The following is a 17,430-nucleotide window of genomic DNA, read 5'->3' as shown; positions in this document are numbered from 1 at the left end:
CGGAGGAGCAACCATGCAGTTCGGAATCTTCACGGTCGGTGACGTCACCACTGATCCCACGACGGGGGCGACCCCGACAGAGCACGAGCGCATCAAGGCCATGACGACCATCGCCAAGCACGCCGAGGAAGTCGGTCTCGACGTCTTCGCGACCGGCGAGCATCACAACAAGCCGTTCGTGCCGTCATCTCCGACCACGATGCTCGGATACATCGCGGCCCAGACCGAGAAGATCACGCTCTCCACGTCCACGACGCTGATCACCACCAACGACCCGGTGAAGATCGCCGAGGACTACGCGATGCTCCAGCACCTCGCCGAGGGGCGCGTCGACCTGATGATGGGTCGCGGAAACACCGCGCCTGTGTACCCGTGGTTCGGCAAGGACATTCGCGCCGGAATCCCGTTGGCGCTCGAGAACTATCAACTTCTTCGCCGGCTCTGGGACGAGGAGGTCGTGAACTGGCAAGGGGAGTACCGCACACCGCTGCAGGGATTCACGTCCACACCGCGCCCGCTGGACGGTATCGCTCCGTTCGTGTGGCACGGCTCGATCCGCAGCCCCGAGATCGCGGAGATCGCGGCGTATCACGGCGACGGATTCTTCGCGAACAACATCTTCTGGCCGAAAGAGCACTACATCGAGCTGATCAATCTTTACCGCCGGCGTTACGAGCACTACGGCCACGGGTCCGCGGATCAGGCGATCGTCGGCCTCGGCGGTCAGGTCTTCATGCGCAAGAACAGTCAGGACGCGGTCAAGGAATTCCGTCCGTATTTCGACAATGCCCCGGTGTACGGCCACGGGCCCTCACTCGAAGAGTTCACCGAGCAGACGCCGCTGACCGTCGGTTCCCCCGAGCAGGTCATCGAGAAGACGTTGGCGTTTGCCGATTTCTTCGGTGACTACCAGCGCCAGCTGTTCCTGATGGATCACGCCGGACTGCCGCTGAAGACGGTGCTCGAGCAGCTCGATCTGCTCGGTGAGGAAGTTGTTCCGGTTCTGCGCCGTGAGTTCGCGGCCAGGCGGCCAGCACATGTGCCGGACAACCCGCCCACTCACGCGTCGATGAAGGCGGCTCGTGAGGCAAGCAGTGTCACTGCCTGACGAGCAACCGCCTGAGGTTCCGGTCAGCACCACCGAACTCGCCACCGACGCCTGGGAAGCCTTGTTTCGCGCCCAGGTGTCGGTGATGCGGCGGCTCTCTGCCGATGACGTCTGGGATCAGGTGTCGATGCGCGAGTACGACGTGCTGTTCACGCTGAGTCTTGCGCCGAGTAGTTCCCTTCGCCTGCATGACCTGAATCGGGAGATATTGCTGAGCCAGCCTTCGCTCAGTCGCCTGGTGGAACGGTTGGAGGGCGAAGGTCTGGTAACGAGAAGTGTTGATCCACAGGATCGCCGCGGGACGATCGTGCAACTCACCGAAACGGGTGCAGCGCTGCAGAAATCAGTGGGTCGCCGTCATGCCGCGAGCATCCGCCGCCACGTCGGACCGGCCCTGGACGCTGATGAACTTCGACTGTTGGCCGAATTGTGCACGCGTCTGCGTCTCGCGCAGTCATGACTGGAGGCAGGATGGACGATATGAGCAACCTCGAAGCGCAGCCCGTCGAGCAGGAATGCGAAGGCCATCCGGCGGAGAGCGAGATTCAGATCCTCACCCCGCGCGACGTACCGCTCGGTGGCCCGCGGGCCATGCGAGTGCGACGCACCCTCCCGCAACGCGAGCGTTCGCTGATCGGGGGATGGTGTTTTGCAGATCATTACGGTCCGGATGACGTCGGCTCAGGACCGGGCATGCATGTGCCGCCGCATCCGCATACCGGTTTGCAGACGGTGAGTTGGCTGTTCACCGGAGAGATCGAGCACCGTGACAGCATCGGTTCCCATGCGATGGTACGGCCGGGTGAACTGAATCTGATGACGGCCGGGAGTGGCATCGCGCACTCCGAGGTGTCGACGCCGAATACGAAGGTTCTGCACGGGATGCAGTTGTGGGTGGCGCTGCCGGATGCGGCGCGCGATACCGCACCCGCGTTCGTTCACTATCGACCGGAGCCGGTGACCACCGATGGTGTCACGCTCAGTGTGTTCCTCGGTTCGCTCGCCGGTGAAACGTCTCCGGTGTCTACCTTCACCGAATTACTCGGTGCCGAGGTGATTCTCGATCCTGGGGCCGAGATCGCCCTCGATGTCGATCGTTCACATGAGCACGGCGTGATCGTCGATCAAGGATCGGTTGTTCTGCGTGGTACCACTGTCGGCTGGGCCGAGTTGGGTTATCAAGCACCGGGTTTCGGAAAACTGACTTTGCGCAATCCGGGATCCGAACCGGCTCGACTGCTACTTCTCGGCGGGAAACCGTTGGGCGAGCAGGTCATCATGTGGTGGAACTTCATGGGCCGTACACACGAAGAGATCGTCGAGTATCGACGCAAGTGGCAGGCCGAGCTTGCCTCCGGATTCGACGGCAGCGTCCCGGACCGGCGTTTCGGCGTCGTGCCGGGATACGACGGTCCGGCGCTCCCGGCACCCGAGTTGCCGAACAGTACGTTGCGGCCCCGAGGCTAGTCGTTGCTCTTGCTGCTACCGGCCGCGAGCGTCGTTTCGATCAGGCTTGTTCGATGTCCTGGTGAGCCTTCGCGAGCATGATGTAGCCGGCGCCGTTGGCGGTGATACCGGCCTTTTCGCCTTCGGAGAGTTCACGTTTGACTTTGGCGGGCACGCCGGCGACCAGTGATCCAGGCGGGATTTGCATCCCCTGAGACACGACGGCACCGGCTGCAATCAGTGACCCCGAGCCGATGTGTGCGCCGTTGAGCACCACGGCACCCATGCCGACGAGAACGTCGTCTTCGACGGTGCACCCGTGCAGCACTGCGTTGTGGCCGACCGAGATTCGTTCGCCCAGCACTGCGGGGAACGTCGGGTCGGCGTGCACGGTGCAGTTGTCCTGAATGTTGGTGTCAGCGCCGATGGAGATCGATTCTGCGTCGCCGCGGATAACCGCGCCGTACCAGATGCTGGCTCCCGCAGCGATGGTCACCGCGCCGACAACGGTGGCGTTGGGTGCGATGAACGCACTTTCGTCGATCTGCGGGGTGTTACCGAGAACGGTGGCGATGATCGGGTTGGTCATGGTTCTCCTGTGCGTTGGAATGACGTGCTCTGACGGTACCTGGACTACTTCGCTGTGGGTTTTCGATTCATGACGACTGTGCCGACGCCCGCGGTCACCACCAGTGCGATGGCCACGAGTGTGAATGCGTCGAGCGTTTGCCCGATCACGAGGACTCCGGCCAGTGCGGCCGCTGCGGGTTCGAGGGCGATGAGGACGGCAAAGACTTTCTTGGCGAGAGAGCGCAGCGCCCACATTTCCAAGCTGTACGGGATGACGGACGAGAGGACAGCGACGGCTGCGCCTGCGGCGAGCATCGTCGGATCCAGCAGTTCACTTCCTCCCGAGACGACGCCGAAGGGCAGCGTCAATACGGCCGCGACGATGCTTGCGCCTGCCAACCCGTCGGCGCTCGGGAGCGTCGCGGCCAGGTGGGAACCGGCCACGATGTATCCGGCCCACGCAGTAGCGGCGATCAACGCGAACATCACCCCGATCGGGTCCAAGCCGGATTCGCCGTGATCGCCCAACCCGAGCAGCAACACTCCGCCGAAGGCGAGCAGCACCCATGCTCCGTCGGCCCACCGACGAGACAGAACTGCGGCCAGGGTGAGCGGTCCGAGGAACTCGATGGTGACGGCCGTTCCGATGGGCACCGTGTCGAGGGCGAGGTAGAAGGCGCCGTTCATCACGGCGAGGGCGATGCCCAGCGCGAAGATGCCTTTGCGCTGCCGGTTCGACCATCTGCTCCATCGCGGGCGGACGATGACGCCGAGGATGATCGCGGCGATCGTCAGCCGCAGCGTCGTGGCTCCGGCCGGCCCGATCTGCGAGAACAATGTCGTCGCGAATGCCGCTCCGAACTGGAGCGACAGTATCGAGGTGAGGACTGCTCCGACCGGCAGTAGCTGACTGCCCGCCTTCATTCTCCGGTGAACTCGGGACTTCGACGCTCGAGCATAGCGGCGACGGCTTCGTGGTGATCTCGGGTGTGGTGGGCGATCGACTGCATGGCGGCCGAGAGTTCGAGCAAGCTCTCGAGGCTCTGGTGCTGGCCCTCGCGGAGGAGCTTTTTGGTCATGCGGAGTACCTGCGGGGGATTGGCGGCTACTCGAGCTGCCAAAGCGTGCGCAGCGGAAAGCAATTCCTCGGGCTCGGTCACCTGCGAGACCAGACCCCAGTCGAGTGCCTTCGCAGCATCGATCGGTTCACCGGTGAACGCCATCTCGGCCGCGCGGGCGTTGCCGATCGCGCGGGGGAGCAGCCACGCTCCGCCGTCGCCGGGAATGAGTCCTACCTTGACGAAACTCTCGGCGAAGACTGCGGCGGTCGAGGCGATGCGGAGGTCGCACATGAGTGAGAGGTCGCAGCCCGCTCCGATGGCCGGGCCGTTGACCGCCGCGATGGTCGGCACCTCACACGTGTACAGCGCGAGCGGGATGCGTTGGATGCCGTGCCGGTAGCCCTGGCGGATCTCGCCGGGTGCGCCACCGAACATGCCCTCCTTGTCTCGCATGTGCTTGACGTTGCCGCCGGAGGAGAAGGCCGATCCGGCCCCCGTCAGAATGACCGTGCGCACACTCTGATCTCGGTTGACCGCGGTGACTGCGTCTTCGAGGGCCTCGATCATGTCGATCTCGGAGATCGCATTGCGGGTGTCCGGGCGATTGAGGGTCCACGTGACCACATCGCCGGTTCGCGAGATCAGTACGGCGTCGCTCATGGGTGCTCCTGGTTGTCGATGGCAGTTGAACTCAGTCTCTCACCACAGGATTTCGCAATAACAATCATTCGTGCTTGATTTTTATGGATGTGGGTGTGATGCTGGTCGCATGGCCGAACTTCAGACGTTCATCGATGACTTGCGGGCCGAAGGCGAGAGCCTAGACGCCCTGGTTGCGGATCTGCCCGAGGAGAAGTGGGCGACAATGACGCCTGCGGAAGGGTGGACCATCGCACATCAGATCGGGCACCTGCACTGGACGGACAGTGCAGCGATCCTGGCGATCACCGACCCGGACGGGTTCGCGGAGCAGTTGAAGGCGGCGTTCGTGAACCCGGCAGGGTTTGTCGACGACGGTGCTGCCGAACAGGCGGCCCGCCAGCCGGCGGAGTTGCTCGCCGATTGGCGAGCGGGGCGCAACGCTCTCGTCGAGGCGCTCACCGCCGCCCCGGCCGGAACCAAGTTCCCCTGGTACGGCCCGCCCATGGGCGGTGTCTCCATGGCTACCGCGCGACTGATGGAGACGTGGGCGCACGGGCAGGACGTTGCCGACGCACTCGGCGTCGAACGCGCTCCGACGGCGCGCATCAAGAACATCGCTCACCTGGGTGTGCGGACGCGAAACTTCGCGTACTCGGTCAACGAGAAGACGCCGCCCGCCGACGATTTCCGGGTTGAGTTGACCGCGCCGGACGGGTCGCTCTGGACCTGGGGGCCGGAAGATGCGCCGCAGAAGGTTACCGGGCCGGCGTTGGACTTCTGCTTGCTGGTCACCCAGCGCGCCAATCGCGCCGATCTCGATCTGGTCGTCGTGGGTGCCGACGCGGACGAGTGGCTCGGGTTCGCGCAGGCCTTTGCCGGACCCAGCGGTGAGGGACGAGCCGCCGTCGGATCCAGCGGTGAGGGACGAGCATCGAAGGTGGGCAAATGAGTTCGGTACGGATCGGTAACTGCTCCGGGTTCTACGGCGACCGCGTCTCGGCGATGCGCGAGATGCTCGAGGGCGGCGAACTCGACTACCTGACCGGCGACTACCTGGCCGAACTGACGATGTTGATCCTCGGGCGGGACCGGATGAAGGACCCGGCGCTCGGCTACGCGAAGACGTTCCTGCGGCAGGTGGAGGACACGCTCGGCCTTGCGCTCGACAAGGGGGTGAAGATCGTCGCGAATGCAGGCGGTCTCAACCCGGCCGGACTGGCCGACGCGTTGCGCGAGGTCAACACCAAGCTGGGGTTGAACGCAAAGATCGCCCACGTCGAGGGTGACGATCTGGTCTCTCGGGCAGACGAACTCGGACTCGGCTCCCCGCTGACGGCCAATGCGTACCTCGGCGCCTGGGGCATCGTCGAAGCATTGTCGGCCGACGCCGATGTCGTGGTCACCGGACGGGTCACCGATGCGTCGGTGATCGTCGGTCCGGCCGCTCACCATTTCGGTTGGAAGCGAGATGATTTCGATCAGCTTGCCGGTGCTGTCGCGGCGGGCCACGTCATCGAGTGCGGAACCCAGGCCACCGGCGGCAACTACGCGTTCTTCACAGAGATTCCCAATCTGGGCCGGCCTGGCTTCCCGATCGCCGAGATCAACGCGGACGGAACCTCGGTCATCACCAAGCACGCCGGAACGGACGGCGAGGTGAGCGTCGGCACGGTGACGGCGCAGCTGCTGTACGAGATCACCGGTGGACGCTATGCAGGCCCGGACGTGACGACCCGCATCGACAACGCAGTGCTCACCCAGGAAGGCCCGGACCGGGTGTTGATCAGCGGCGTCACGGGCGAGGCTCCGCCGCCGCAGTACAAGGTCTCCCTGAACACGCTGGCCGGGTTCCGTAACGAGGCCACCTTCATCCTCACGGGTCTCGACATCGAGGCCAAGGCCGATCTGGCGAAGACTCAGCTCGAATCCTGGCTGACGAAGAAGCCCGCCGAACTGGTCTGGACTCTCGCTCGCACGGATCATCCGGATTCCGACACCGAGGAAACCGCGAGTGCGTTGCTGCGCTGCGTGGTTCGCGATTCCGACCCCAAGGTGATCGGTCGCCCTTTCTCCGCGGTTGCGGTGGAAATGGCACTTGCCAGCTACCCCGGCTTCTCGCTGACGGCTCCGCCGAGCAACGGCCAACCGTACGGAGTGTTCACCCCCGGCTACGTCGACGCGGGATCGGTGCCGCACGTGGCCGTACTGCCGGACGGCACGCGCGTGGACATCGCTCCGTCCACGTTGACGCACGACCTCGAACCCGTCGGCGAACCGGAGCGTCCGGAGCCGTTGCCGCCACAGACGTCGCTTTCAGTACCACTCGGCACGATCGCCGGTGCCCGTAGCGGCGACAAGGGCGGAAATGCCAACGTCGGCGTCTGGGTTCGCACGGACGATCAGTGGAAGTGGTTGGCGCACACACTGACCGTCGAGATGCTCAAGGAACTGCTACCGGAAGCAGCAGACCTGAACGTCACTCGCTACCAGCTTCCGCACCTTCGTGCCGTCAACTTCGTGATCGAGGGAATTCTCGGTCAGGGTGTCGCCTCGCAGGCGCGGTTCGATCCGCAGGCCAAGGGAATTGGTGAATGGCTGCGTTCGCGCCACATCGACATCCCGATTTCGCTACTCCCCGTAACTGACGAGAAAGAGGATTCACGGTGACCGTGTGGACCACACCGGAAAGGCTTGCGCTTCGCGAGACCGTACGCGGATTCGTGAACCAGGAGATTTTGCCGCATCTGACGCAGTGGGAGCGAGACGGCGAGATTCCGCGCGAATTGCACCGCAAGGCAGGCGCTCTCGGACTCCTCGGGGCCAGCGCACCCGAATCGGCCGGTGGTGAGGGCGGCGACGCCGTCGACTCCATCGTGATCTGTGAGGAGATGCATCAGGCAGGTGCGTCGGGCGGGCTGTTCGCATCGCTCTTCACCTGCGGCATCGCGGTGCCGCACCTGATCGCGGCCGGCGACGAGGCGCAGATCGAGAAGTGGGTCAAGCCGACCCTGCGCGGCGACAAGATCGGCTCGCTCGCCATCACCGAGCCCGGCGGAGGCAGCGACGTCGGGCACCTGACAACTACAGCCAAGCGCGACGGCGATCATTACGTCGTGAACGGCGCCAAGACGTTCATCACCTCCGGCGTTCGAGCGGACTTCGTCGTTACAGCGGTGCGCACCGGTGGTCCCGGCGCGGGTGGTGTATCACTGCTCGTGATCGAGAAGGGCACACCGGGATTCACCGTCTCGCGCAAACTCGAGAAGATGGGCTGGCGCGCATCCGATACCGCGGAACTCTCCTTTGTCGACGCCCGGGTTCCGGTGGAGAATCTGGTCGGTGCAGAGAACAGCGGCTTCGCGCAGATCGCCCAGGCATTTGTCTCCGAGCGGGTAGCGCTCGCCGCGCAGGCGTATGCCAGTGCAGAACGTTGCCTGGAGCTGACGCTCGAATGGTGCCGCGCCCGTGAGACTTTCGGTCGCCCCCTGATCAGTCGGCAGGCCGTCCAGAACACCGTCACCGAGATGGCCCGCAAGATCGACGTCGCCAAGGTGTACACGCACTCGGTGATCGAGCGGTACATGGCCGGTGACGGCGATCTGATCGCCGAGGTGTGCTTTGCGAAGAACACGGCAGTCGAGACGGGCGAATGGGTTGCGAACCAAGCTGTTCAGCTGTTCGGCGGCCTCGGATACATGCAGGAAAGCGAAGTGGAGAGGCAGTACCGGGACATGCGAATTCTGGGAATCGGTGGCGGAACCACCGAAATCCTCACCGGCCTCGCGGCCAAGCGATTGGGGTATCAGTCATGAGTGTCATCCGGTCAACACTGGACACCAATTCCGAGGTGTACAAGACCGCAACTTCGACCATGAACACCAAGCTCGCCGAGATCGAGGTCGAGCACGCCAAGGCGTTGGCGGGTGGCGGCGAGAAGTACACCGAGCGGCACCACAAGCGGGGAAAGCTCCTGGCACGCGAGCGGATCGAACTCCTGCTCGATCAGGATTCACCGTTCCTCGAACTGTGTCCCCTCGCTGCGTGGGGGAGTGACTTCCCGGTCGGCGCCAGCACCGTGGTCGGTATCGGCGTCGTCGAAGGTGTCGAATGCCTGATCGTCGCCAACGATCCCACCGTGCGCGGCGGCACCAGCAACCCGTGGACGCTGCGTAAGGGTTTCCGCGCCAACGATATCGCCATGCAGAACCGACTCCCGGTGATCTCCCTCGTAGAGTCCGGCGGCGCAGACTTGCCGACGCAGAAAGAGGTGTTCATCCCGGGCGGGCGTATGTTCCGTGACCTCACTCAGCTGTCCGCAGCCGGAATCCCCACCATTGCACTGGTCTTCGGTAACTCGACGGCCGGCGGTGCGTACATCCCGGGCATGTCCGACCACGTCGTGATGATCAAGGAACGCTCCAAGGTGTTCCTCGCAGGCCCGCCGCTGGTCAAGATGGCCACCGGTGAGGAATCCGACGACGAGGCACTCGGCGGCGCCGAAATGCACGCTCGCAAGTCCGGGTTGGCCGACTACTTCGCCGCCGACGAGCAGGACGCGATCCGCATCGGGCGCTCGATCGTCAAGCGGCTCAACTGGACCAAGAAGGGGCCGGCGCCGCGCGCGGAGATCATCGAACCGCTCGAGGATCCGGAAGAGTTGCTCGGCATCGTTCCGGCCGACCTGAAGATCCCGTTCGATCCGCGTGAGGTCATCGCCCGTATCGTCGACGGTTCCGACTTCGACGAGTTCAAGCCGCTCTACGGTTCCTCCCTCGTGACCGGGTGGGCAGAGCTCAACGGCTACCCGATCGGCATCCTGGCGAACGCACGTGGAGTGCTCTTCAGTGAGGAATCACAGAAGGCCACGCAGTTCATCCAGCTCGCCAATCGTTCCAACACGCCGTTGCTGTTCCTGCACAACACCACCGGCTACATGGTGGGTAAGGAATACGAGGAGGGCGGCATGATCAAGCACGGATCGATGATGATCAATGCGGTTGCCAACTCCAAGGTTCCGCACATCTCGATCCTGCTCGGAGCGTCGTACGGCGCCGGTCACTACGGCATGTGCGGACGGGCGTTCGATCCGCGATTCCTCTTTGCCTGGCCCAGTTCCAAGTCCGCCGTCATGGGCGGTGCGCAGCTCGCCGGCGTCATCTCCATCGTGGGACGCGCTGCTGCCGAGGCGCGCGGCCAGGTCTTCGACGAGCAGGCCGACGCCGGCATGCGCGCGATGATCGAGAACCAGATCGAGGCCGAGTCACTTCCGATGTTCCTGTCGGGTCGTCTGTACGACGACGGCGTCATCGATCCCCGAGACACCCGCACCGTGGTGGGAATGTGCCTGTCGGCCATCGCCACCGCCCCGATCGAAGGCACCGAGAACTTCGGCGTCTTCCGTATGTGAGGCACGCCGTGACAATCACTTCAGTACTGGTCGCCAATCGTGGCGAAATCGCCCGCCGTGTCTTTGCAACCTGCCGCAAGAACGGAATCGGCACGGTCGCGGTATTTTCCGACGCAGATGCCGACAGCCCGCACGTCGCCGAAGCCGATGCTTCGGTTCGCCTGCCGGGTAACACGCCTGCCGAGACCTACTTGCGGGGTGAGCTCGTCATCGCCGCCGCCAAGGCTTCGGGCGCCGACGCGATTCACCCCGGATACGGATTCCTCTCCGAGAACGCGGAGTTCGCGCGCAGCGTCATCGACGCGGGACTGACGTGGATCGGCCCGCCCGTCGAATCCATCGAGCTCATGGGGTCGAAGGTCGAGTCCAAGAAGATCATGGACGCCGCCGGAGTGCCGGTGCTCTCCGAACTCGATCCCGCCGCGGTGACCGAGGCTCATCTGCCGGTGCTGATCAAGGCGTCGGCGGGCGGCGGCGGACGCGGAATGCGTGTCGTTCGTGAATTGTCGGCGCTGGACGGCGAACTGGAAGCGGCGCGGCGTGAGGCGCAGTCCGCTTTCGGCGACCCGACAGTCTTCTGTGAGCGGTACCTCGAGACCGGTCGGCACATCGAGGTTCAGGTCATGGCCGACCGCCACGGTGCGGTGTGGGCGGTGGGGGAGCGCGAGTGCTCGATCCAGCGTCGGCATCAGAAGGTGGTCGAAGAGGCACCGTCGCCGCTCGTGCAACGCATCCCCGCCATGCGCGACAAGCTGTTCGACGCCTCGCGGCTCGCCGCCAACGCCATCGGTTACGAAGGCGCAGGAACCGTTGAATTCCTGGCTGACGAAAAAGGCGACTTCTTCTTCCTGGAAATGAACACGCGTTTGCAGGTGGAGCATCCGGTCACCGAGTGCACCACTGGACTCGATCTGGTGGAACTCCAATTGCAGGTCGCTTCAGGTGAAGCACTTCCGGACGAACAGCCGGAGATCCGGGGGCATTCGATCGAAGTGCGCCTGTACGCCGAGGACCCCGCCAAGAACTGGCAGCCGCAGAGCGGAACCGTCCACCACATCGAGTTGCCCGGTGACCCGCAAGAATTCAGTGTTCTGCGTGAGCAGGGCGTTCGCCTCGACTCCGGCGTCGTCGACGGCAGTGTTGTCGGCGTCCACTACGACCCGATGTTGGCCAAGGTCATCTCGTACGCGCCGACGCGGACCGCAGCTGCCCGGCTGCTCGCATCGACGCTGGCGCGCACCAGGATTCACGGCCTGCGCACCAACCGCGACCTGCTCGTCAACGTCTTGGCCCACCCCGCCTTCATTGCCGGAGACACCGACACTGCCTTCTTCGAGACTCACGACCTCGAGAAGCTGTCTACGCCCTTGGCCGATACCGCCGCCGAAAAACTCTCGGCGCTGGCGGCGGCACTTGCCGATGCCGCGCACAACCGGGCGTCGGCCCGCGTCATCGGCCGCTTGCCCAGCGGGTGGCGCAACCTCCCGTCGCAGCCGCAGAGCAAGAGCTATTCCACTGCGTCGGGCGACTACGACGTCCGCTACTCCCTGAGCCGAAGCGGCGTGCTGAGTGCAGAAGGCTTCGACGACGTGCGCCTGGTGTCGGCAACTGCGACCCGGGTAGTGCTCGAGCAGAGCGGAGTACAGCGCTCGTTCGACGTTGCGGCCTACGGGAGTGAGATTTTTGTCGACTCCTCGCTCGGACCCGTCGCGTTGACGGCAGCACCGCGCTTCGTGGATCCGTCGGCAGAAGTCGCCGCCGGTTCGTTGCTCGCTCCGATGCCGGGATCGGTCATCCGCCTCGGTGCCGCACTCGGTGACACCGTCACCGCCGGCCAGCCGATTCTGTGGCTGGAGGCCATGAAGATGGAACACACCGTCACCGCGCCGACTGCCGGTGTCCTGGTGGAACTTCCGGTCGCCGTCGGCCAGCAGGTCGAGGTCGGATCGGTACTCGCACGTGTGGAAGAACCCGCTACAGAAGAGGAAGCATGATGAGTTTCATCGAGACCGAAGAGCAGAAGGAACTGCGGGCATCCGTTTCCAAACTGGGTGAGCGCTTCAACTACGTCGACTACGTGCTGCCCAAGGCGCGAAAGGGGGAGCCGCTCACCGAATTGTGGAACGAGGCGGGCAAACTCGGATTCCTGGGCGTCAACCTGCCGGAGGAATACGGCGGCGGCGGTGCAGGCATCTACGAACTCGCGCTGGTGCAGGAGGAATTGGCGGCGCAGGGTGCCGGTCTGCTCCTGGTTGTCGTATCCCCGGCCATCTGCGGCACCATCATCGGCAAGTACGGCACGGCGGAGCAGAAGCAGCAGTGGCTACCCAGCCTCGCCGACGGCTCCAAGATCATGGCGTTCGGAATCACCGAGGCCGACGCTGGTTCCAACTCTCATCAGATCACCACGACGGCACGCAGGGATGGAGACGACTGGATCCTGAGCGGCAACAAGATCTACATCTCGGGTGTCGATCAGGCTGACGCGGTCCTCGTCGTTGCGCGCACCGAGGACTCCAAGACGGGCAAGCTCAAGCCCGCTCTGTTCATCGTCCCCACGGATTCTCCCGGATTCGTGAAGACGCAGATGGAGATGGACATCATCGAACCGGACCACCAGTTCATCCTCTTCCTCGACGACGTCCGTCTGCCGGCCGACGCTCTGGTCGGCGAAGCCGATGCCGCCTTGATGCAGTTGTTCGCCGGCCTCAACCCCGAGCGCATCCTGGGTGCGTCGATGGCCATCGGCATGGGCCGTTACGCCCTGAACGCCGCAGTGAAGTTCGCCAACGAGCGCACGGTGTGGAAGACGCCGATCGGTGCGCACCAAGGTATTTCGCATCCACTCGCGCAGGTGAAGATCGAACTCGAGCTCGCCAAGCTGATGATGCAGAAGGCCGCGGTGCTCTACGACAGCGGTGACGATTTCGGTGCTGCCGAAGCCGCGAACATGGCAAAGTACGCCGCCGCCGAAGCCAGCATCAAGGCGCTCGATCAGGCGATCCAGACGCATGGCGGCGCAGGACTGACGAAGGAATACGGACTGGCCGCCATGCTCGGTGCGGCTCGTATCGCCCGTGTCGCGCCGGTGAGCCGCGAGATGATCCTCAACTTCGTCTCACAGCATTCCCTCGGTCTGCCACGGTCCTACTAGGAAGAGGCGACTCATGACGGATCAGGACAAGCCATACGTACGGTACGAAGTATCGGGCGGTGCTGCCACGATCACTCTCGACTCACCCCACAACCGCAACGCGATTTCGACGCGGTTGGTCACGGAGTTGCAGGCTGGGTTGACGGCGGCTGCCGCCGATCCGGCAGTTCGAGCGGTGGTACTCACCCACACCGGTGGAACATTCTGTGCGGGAGCCGATCTGAGTGAGGCCTCCGGTTCGTCCGCATCACCGGAGGACGCCGTCAAGGAGCGAGGACGGGGGATGCTGACACTCTTGCGCAGCATTCTCGAGCTTCCCAAGCCGGTGATCGGGCGGATCGACGGTCACGTCCGGGCCGGAGGCATGGGTCTTGTCGGGGCGTGCGACATCGTCGTCGCCGGACCGGCGAGCACCTTCGCGGTGACGGAATCACGGTTGGGTTTGGCAGCGTCCATCATTTCGCTCACGGTCCTACCGAGGCTCGACCAGCGATCTGCGAGCCGCTATCTGCTCACCGGCGAGAAGTTCGGCCAGCACGAGGCCGAATCCATCGGACTCGTCACCTCCGCGTCGCAGGACACGGAGGAGTCGATCACCGAACTGCTCGGCACCTTGCGCCAATGTTCACCGCAGGGACTTGCCGAATCGAAGTGGATCACGACGCGTTCGGTCCTGGCTGGATTCGACCGGGACGGCGAGGAGATGATCGCGCAGTCGGCTCGGCTGTTTTCCTCTGACGAGGCTCGTGAGGGCATGATGTCTTTCTTGCAGAAGCGTCCAGCGGCCTGGGCGCAGTAGAAACTGCGCAGCTGGGACACAGAAGCGCTGGAACACAGAAGTAGAAGGGATGGCGGCGCGATGACTCGAGAGCCCAAGCAGGACCGAAGTCGAGTCACGCGCTCCCACCTGCTCGAAGTGACTGTGGAGTGTCTCGCCGAACTCGGGTGGAGCGCAACGACGATGAGCGTCGTCGCGCAGCGTGCCGGGGTGTCCAGAGGCGCCATGCAGCATCACTTCCCGACCCGCGAGGACCTCATCACCGCGGCGCTCGAGGTGATGTTCGACGCCCGGATGGATCAGGCACGAAAGGAATCGACCGACCTTCCGGTGGGTGCCGGACGAACCGAGGCGATCATTTCGCGGTTGGTGGAGTACTACACCGGGACTCTGTTCAAAGCAGCACTGCAGGTGTGGACGGCCGCTGCCTCCGACCCCGACCTGCGTGCCCGCGTACTGCCCCTCGAGGAACGATTCGGGCGCATCGCGCACCGCATGGCCGTCGAGAGTCTGGGTGTCGACGACTCCGACCCGGTGACGCACCGCTTGGTACAGGCGACCCTGGACCTGGCCCGCGGGCTGGGGCTGGCTGATGTCTTGACAGACGACTCGCGCCGACGCACCGAGGTGGTCAAACAGTGGGCGGCGCAATTGGATTCCACACTTGTTCGGGTACCGGTGGCAACTCCCTGAATCGGTAGCGGCGGGGCCGGCGCCGGTGCTCTCGACGCGCACGTGGCGTGTGTCGGGGGCCACCGAGAAGTACAGTCGGCTCCATGGCCGCACGCACTCTCACTTCGATCGGGACTTCGGTATTGGTCTCGGCTGCCGTGCTCTCGGCCGTGGTCGGCTGCAGCTCCGGCGACGGGTCCGTCGATCAGCCGGGCGACGGTGCGGGTTCGCAGGCACTCGCACCTACGGATCCGGGCCCGATGTTCGCCGAATGCGGCTCGGTGACCGACGAGGAAGTTGTCAACGCCTTCAATCTCGGCGCTTTTGCGACGACGACGCGCAACGGCGTCGGTTGCCAGTGGGAAGTCGCCGGTTCGAACGGTCCGAGCGTCAGTTTCTCCTGGTACCGCGGTAGCCCGATCGGCCGCGAACGGGCCGGGTCCGACCTGCTCGGACGTCCTGCCGACGACATCACGATCGGCGGTCATCAAGGCTTCATCGCGTCCACGGCAGGTTCGTTGTGCGAGTTGGGTATCGCGTTCGGCGGAGACTTCGTGCACTGGTCGATCACCTACGGCTTGCTGCCACCGACCGCGGATCCATGCACGGTGGCGCGGGATCTGATGGAAAAAACAGTTTCGAGGGCACAGTGAAGTTCGAGGGCGCCGTGAAGCGCGTATGGATCGGGCTCGCCCTGGCGGGGTCGCTGGTTCTGCTCACGGGGTGCGGCTCCGTGGTCACCGGGACTCCCCGTGCGGAGGGCAGCTACGGCGGTAGTGACAGCCAGGAATTCGCGAACGTCCTCCAAGAATGCGAAGCCGTCACCGACGAGCAGATCGCCGGCGCGGTAGGTGCCGACGCCGTCGGGCGTGGGTTCTTCGGCGCCATCTGCCGTTGGGACGGCATCGGGGCCGCGGGTCCGATCAAGATCACCTTCAACTGGTTCGAGACGGGCACCCTCGATCACGAGCGCGCTGCATTCGAGCACCTGGGATACGTGGTGGCGAAAATCGACATCAACGGCAGTGGCGGGTACCAGGTTCGCCAGCCGGCCGATCCGCAGAGCTGCGGGGTGAGCGCGAGCGCACCGGCCGGGGGAGTGTTCGGTTGGTGGGTCACCGAGCCGCAAGGCGGCGCGGATCCGTGCGAGGCTGCGGCAAAGCTCGGCGCGTTGACGTTGAACCGCAGCATCTGATCGCGACCGGTCCGGCTGCGTGGTCTGAGTGTGCAGCCAGAATGTCTGGTCAGAGCGTGAGGTCACTATCACCGTGGCCTCGCTTTGACCTCGTGGCGCGCCGACAGGTATCGTTATGGGTCGTGTCCGGCATGCCCGGGCCGATCTGTGTGCCTAGCTAGGTATTGCCGTGCGCGCGTTCGAGCAGAAACTGCTGATGAACGAGCATCCGGCTGCCTGTGTGGGGGTATGCGACACGCCCGACCTCGGGGGCAGTGCGCGGCATGAAAGTGCTGAGTACAGACTCTGAGGTGGGTGAGGAGCAGCAGCTCTCTTGCTCCAACTGCTAGATCCCTAATTTCAGAACAGCCACGTTTTCGAACGGCCCGAGTTCGCTCGAGCAGTCTGTTCGTCACAAGAAAGCCGGTAAATGCCAACCATCAACCAGCTGGTCCGCAAGGGTCGCCGCGACAAGACCGCCAAGGTCAAGACGGCAGCCCTCAAGGGCAGCCCGCAGCGTCGTGGCGTGTGCACTCGCGTGTACACCACCACCCCCAAGAAGCCGAACTCCGCGCTCCGTAAGGTCGCACGTGTTCGCCTCACGACTTCGGTCGAGGTCACCGCGTACATCCCCGGTGAAGGTCACAACCTTCAGGAGCACTCCATGGTGCTCGTCCGTGGCGGTCGTGTGAAGGACCTCCCGGGTGTCCGTTACAAGATCATCCGCGGCTCCCTCGACACCCAGGGTGTCAAGGGTCGCAAGCAGGCACGCAGCCGCTACGGCGCCAAGAAGGAGAAGAGCTAATGCCACGTAAGGGCCCCGCTCCGAAGCGCCCGCTCATCAACGACCCGGTTTACGGTTCCCCGTTGGTGACGCAGCTCGTCAACAAGATCCTGCTGGACGGCAAGAAGTCCACCGCAGAGCGAATCGTGTACCAGGCTCTCGAGCAGGCACGCGAGAAGACCGGCACCGATCCGGTCGTCACCCTCAAGCGCGCCCTGGACAACGTCAAGCCTGCACTCGAGGTTCGTAGCCGCCGCGTCGGTGGCGCTACCTACCAGGTGCCGGTCGAGGTTCGCCCCGGTCGTTCCACCACGCTGGCACTGCGCTGGCTGGTCACCTTCTCGCGTGCACGTCGTGAGAAGACCATGGTCGAGCGTCTCGCCAACGAGCTCCTCGATGCCAGCAATGGCCTCGGTGCAGCTGTGAAGCGTCGCGAAGACACTCACAAGATGGCCGAAGCCAACAAGGCATTCGCCCACTACCGCTGGTGATGTAAAGCGTCGGAGCAACTGCCATCGGGTGGGGCTCCGACGCTTGTCGCCGTTGGCGGCCTGATCATCGCGACCGATTCCGGACGCAGGTGGCCAGGTTCGCCTCGGCAGAGACATAATTGAAAGACCATGGCCCTGACGGT

18 protein-coding genes are annotated in these 17,430 nt (G+C 64.3%); 15 read left to right on the top strand and 3 right to left on the bottom strand.

Annotation, left to right across the window (positions count from 1 at the left end; translation table 11 throughout):
- The first annotated feature begins 13 nt into the window (after positions 1 to 13).
- From ATN37_RS30570 to ATN37_RS30560, 3 genes are read left to right on the top strand one after another with little or no spacing between them, the layout of a single operon-like run.
- A complete protein-coding gene (locus ATN37_RS30570; RefSeq protein ID WP_116058189.1) occupies positions 14 to 1,108 on the top strand; it encodes an LLM class flavin-dependent oxidoreductase in 1,095 nt (364 codons plus the stop codon).
- Positions 1,095 to 1,568, top strand: a complete 474-nt coding sequence (locus ATN37_RS30565) for a MarR family winged helix-turn-helix transcriptional regulator (RefSeq protein ID WP_007728410.1) — start codon at positions 1,095 to 1,097, stop codon at positions 1,566 to 1,568. The genes ATN37_RS30570 and ATN37_RS30565 overlap by 14 nt, the downstream gene beginning before the upstream one ends.
- A gap of 20 nt (positions 1,569 to 1,588) precedes the next feature.
- Positions 1,589 to 2,575, top strand: coding sequence for a pirin family protein (locus tag ATN37_RS30560; protein ID WP_039972959.1), 987 nt, complete (start codon positions 1,589 to 1,591; stop codon positions 2,573 to 2,575).
- A gap of 40 nt (positions 2,576 to 2,615) precedes the next feature.
- On the opposite strand, the gene ATN37_RS30555 is transcribed toward ATN37_RS30560, so the two are convergent.
- Genes ATN37_RS30555 through ATN37_RS30545 form a run of 3 tightly spaced genes read right to left on the bottom strand, consistent with a single transcriptional unit; the run spans position 2,616 to position 4,845 of the window.
- Positions 2,616 to 3,143, bottom strand: a complete 528-nt coding sequence (locus ATN37_RS30555) for a gamma carbonic anhydrase family protein (RefSeq protein WP_003941993.1) — start codon at positions 3,141 to 3,143, stop codon at positions 2,616 to 2,618.
- Positions 3,144 to 3,187: 44 nt separating this feature from the next.
- Complete coding sequence (locus ATN37_RS30550; protein ID WP_042453112.1) at positions 3,188 to 4,048, bottom strand: DMT family transporter; 861 nt, start codon at positions 4,046 to 4,048, stop codon at positions 3,188 to 3,190.
- A complete protein-coding gene (locus tag ATN37_RS30545; RefSeq protein ID WP_047268912.1) occupies positions 4,045 to 4,845 on the bottom strand; it encodes a crotonase/enoyl-CoA hydratase family protein in 801 nt (266 codons plus the stop codon). The genes ATN37_RS30550 and ATN37_RS30545 overlap by 4 nt, the downstream gene beginning before the upstream one ends.
- Before the next feature lie 109 nt (positions 4,846 to 4,954).
- On the opposite strand from ATN37_RS30545, the gene ATN37_RS30540 reads away from it, so the two are divergent.
- From ATN37_RS30540 to rpsG, 12 genes are all read left to right on the top strand, one after another.
- Positions 4,955 to 5,776: a TIGR03084 family metal-binding protein gene (locus ATN37_RS30540; protein ID WP_165639672.1), complete on the top strand. Its 822-nt coding sequence runs from the start codon at positions 4,955 to 4,957 to the stop codon at positions 5,774 to 5,776.
- Positions 5,773 to 7,494 (top strand): acyclic terpene utilization AtuA family protein, encoded by a 1,722-nt coding sequence (locus ATN37_RS30535; RefSeq protein WP_165639671.1) that lies wholly within the window; start codon positions 5,773 to 5,775, stop codon positions 7,492 to 7,494. The genes ATN37_RS30540 and ATN37_RS30535 overlap by 4 nt, the downstream gene beginning before the upstream one ends.
- Positions 7,491 to 8,639, top strand: a complete 1,149-nt coding sequence (locus tag ATN37_RS30530) for an acyl-CoA dehydrogenase family protein (RefSeq protein ID WP_007728404.1) — start codon at positions 7,491 to 7,493, stop codon at positions 8,637 to 8,639. The genes ATN37_RS30535 and ATN37_RS30530 overlap by 4 nt, the downstream gene beginning before the upstream one ends.
- Positions 8,636 to 10,234, top strand: coding sequence for an acyl-CoA carboxylase subunit beta (locus ATN37_RS30525; protein ID WP_003941989.1), 1,599 nt, complete (start codon positions 8,636 to 8,638; stop codon positions 10,232 to 10,234). Before ATN37_RS30530 ends, ATN37_RS30525 begins: the two co-directional genes overlap by 4 nt.
- A gap of 8 nt (positions 10,235 to 10,242) precedes the next feature.
- On the top strand, positions 10,243 to 12,228 hold the full coding sequence (locus ATN37_RS30520; protein WP_047268947.1) for a biotin carboxylase N-terminal domain-containing protein: 1,986 nt from the start codon (positions 10,243 to 10,245) through the stop codon (positions 12,226 to 12,228).
- On the top strand, positions 12,228 to 13,388 hold the full coding sequence (locus ATN37_RS30515; RefSeq protein WP_003942033.1) for an acyl-CoA dehydrogenase family protein: 1,161 nt from the start codon (positions 12,228 to 12,230) through the stop codon (positions 13,386 to 13,388). Before ATN37_RS30520 ends, ATN37_RS30515 begins: the two co-directional genes overlap by 1 nt.
- A gap of 13 nt (positions 13,389 to 13,401) precedes the next feature.
- Positions 13,402 to 14,187 (top strand): enoyl-CoA hydratase family protein, encoded by a 786-nt coding sequence (locus tag ATN37_RS30510; protein ID WP_058038134.1) that lies wholly within the window; start codon positions 13,402 to 13,404, stop codon positions 14,185 to 14,187.
- Between the two features lie 60 nt (positions 14,188 to 14,247).
- Complete coding sequence (locus ATN37_RS30505) at positions 14,248 to 14,859, top strand: TetR/AcrR family transcriptional regulator (RefSeq protein WP_003942008.1); 612 nt, start codon at positions 14,248 to 14,250, stop codon at positions 14,857 to 14,859.
- An 83-nt stretch (positions 14,860 to 14,942) separates the two neighbouring features.
- Positions 14,943 to 15,491, top strand: a complete 549-nt coding sequence (locus ATN37_RS30500) for a DUF3558 domain-containing protein (protein ID WP_003941874.1) — start codon at positions 14,943 to 14,945, stop codon at positions 15,489 to 15,491.
- Positions 15,488 to 16,033, top strand: coding sequence for a DUF3558 domain-containing protein (locus tag ATN37_RS30495; RefSeq protein ID WP_116057011.1), 546 nt, complete (start codon positions 15,488 to 15,490; stop codon positions 16,031 to 16,033). Before ATN37_RS30500 ends, ATN37_RS30495 begins: the two co-directional genes overlap by 4 nt.
- Before the next feature lie 409 nt (positions 16,034 to 16,442).
- Positions 16,443 to 16,817: a 30S ribosomal protein S12 gene (gene rpsL / locus ATN37_RS30490; protein ID WP_003941908.1), complete on the top strand. Its 375-nt coding sequence runs from the start codon at positions 16,443 to 16,445 to the stop codon at positions 16,815 to 16,817.
- Positions 16,817 to 17,287, top strand: a complete 471-nt coding sequence (rpsG, locus tag ATN37_RS30485; RefSeq protein WP_003941856.1) for a 30S ribosomal protein S7 — start codon at positions 16,817 to 16,819, stop codon at positions 17,285 to 17,287. The genes rpsL and rpsG overlap by 1 nt, the downstream gene beginning before the upstream one ends.
- The last annotated feature ends 143 nt before the right edge of the window (positions 17,288 to 17,430 follow it).

Origin of the sequence: Rhodococcus sp. MH15 (genome assembly GCF_019266045.1) — a bacterium.
In the GTDB taxonomy this organism is placed as follows: Bacteria; Actinomycetota; Actinomycetes; order Mycobacteriales; family Mycobacteriaceae; genus Rhodococcus_F; species Rhodococcus_F qingshengii.
This window is presented reverse-complemented; position numbering and strand designations above follow the sequence as displayed.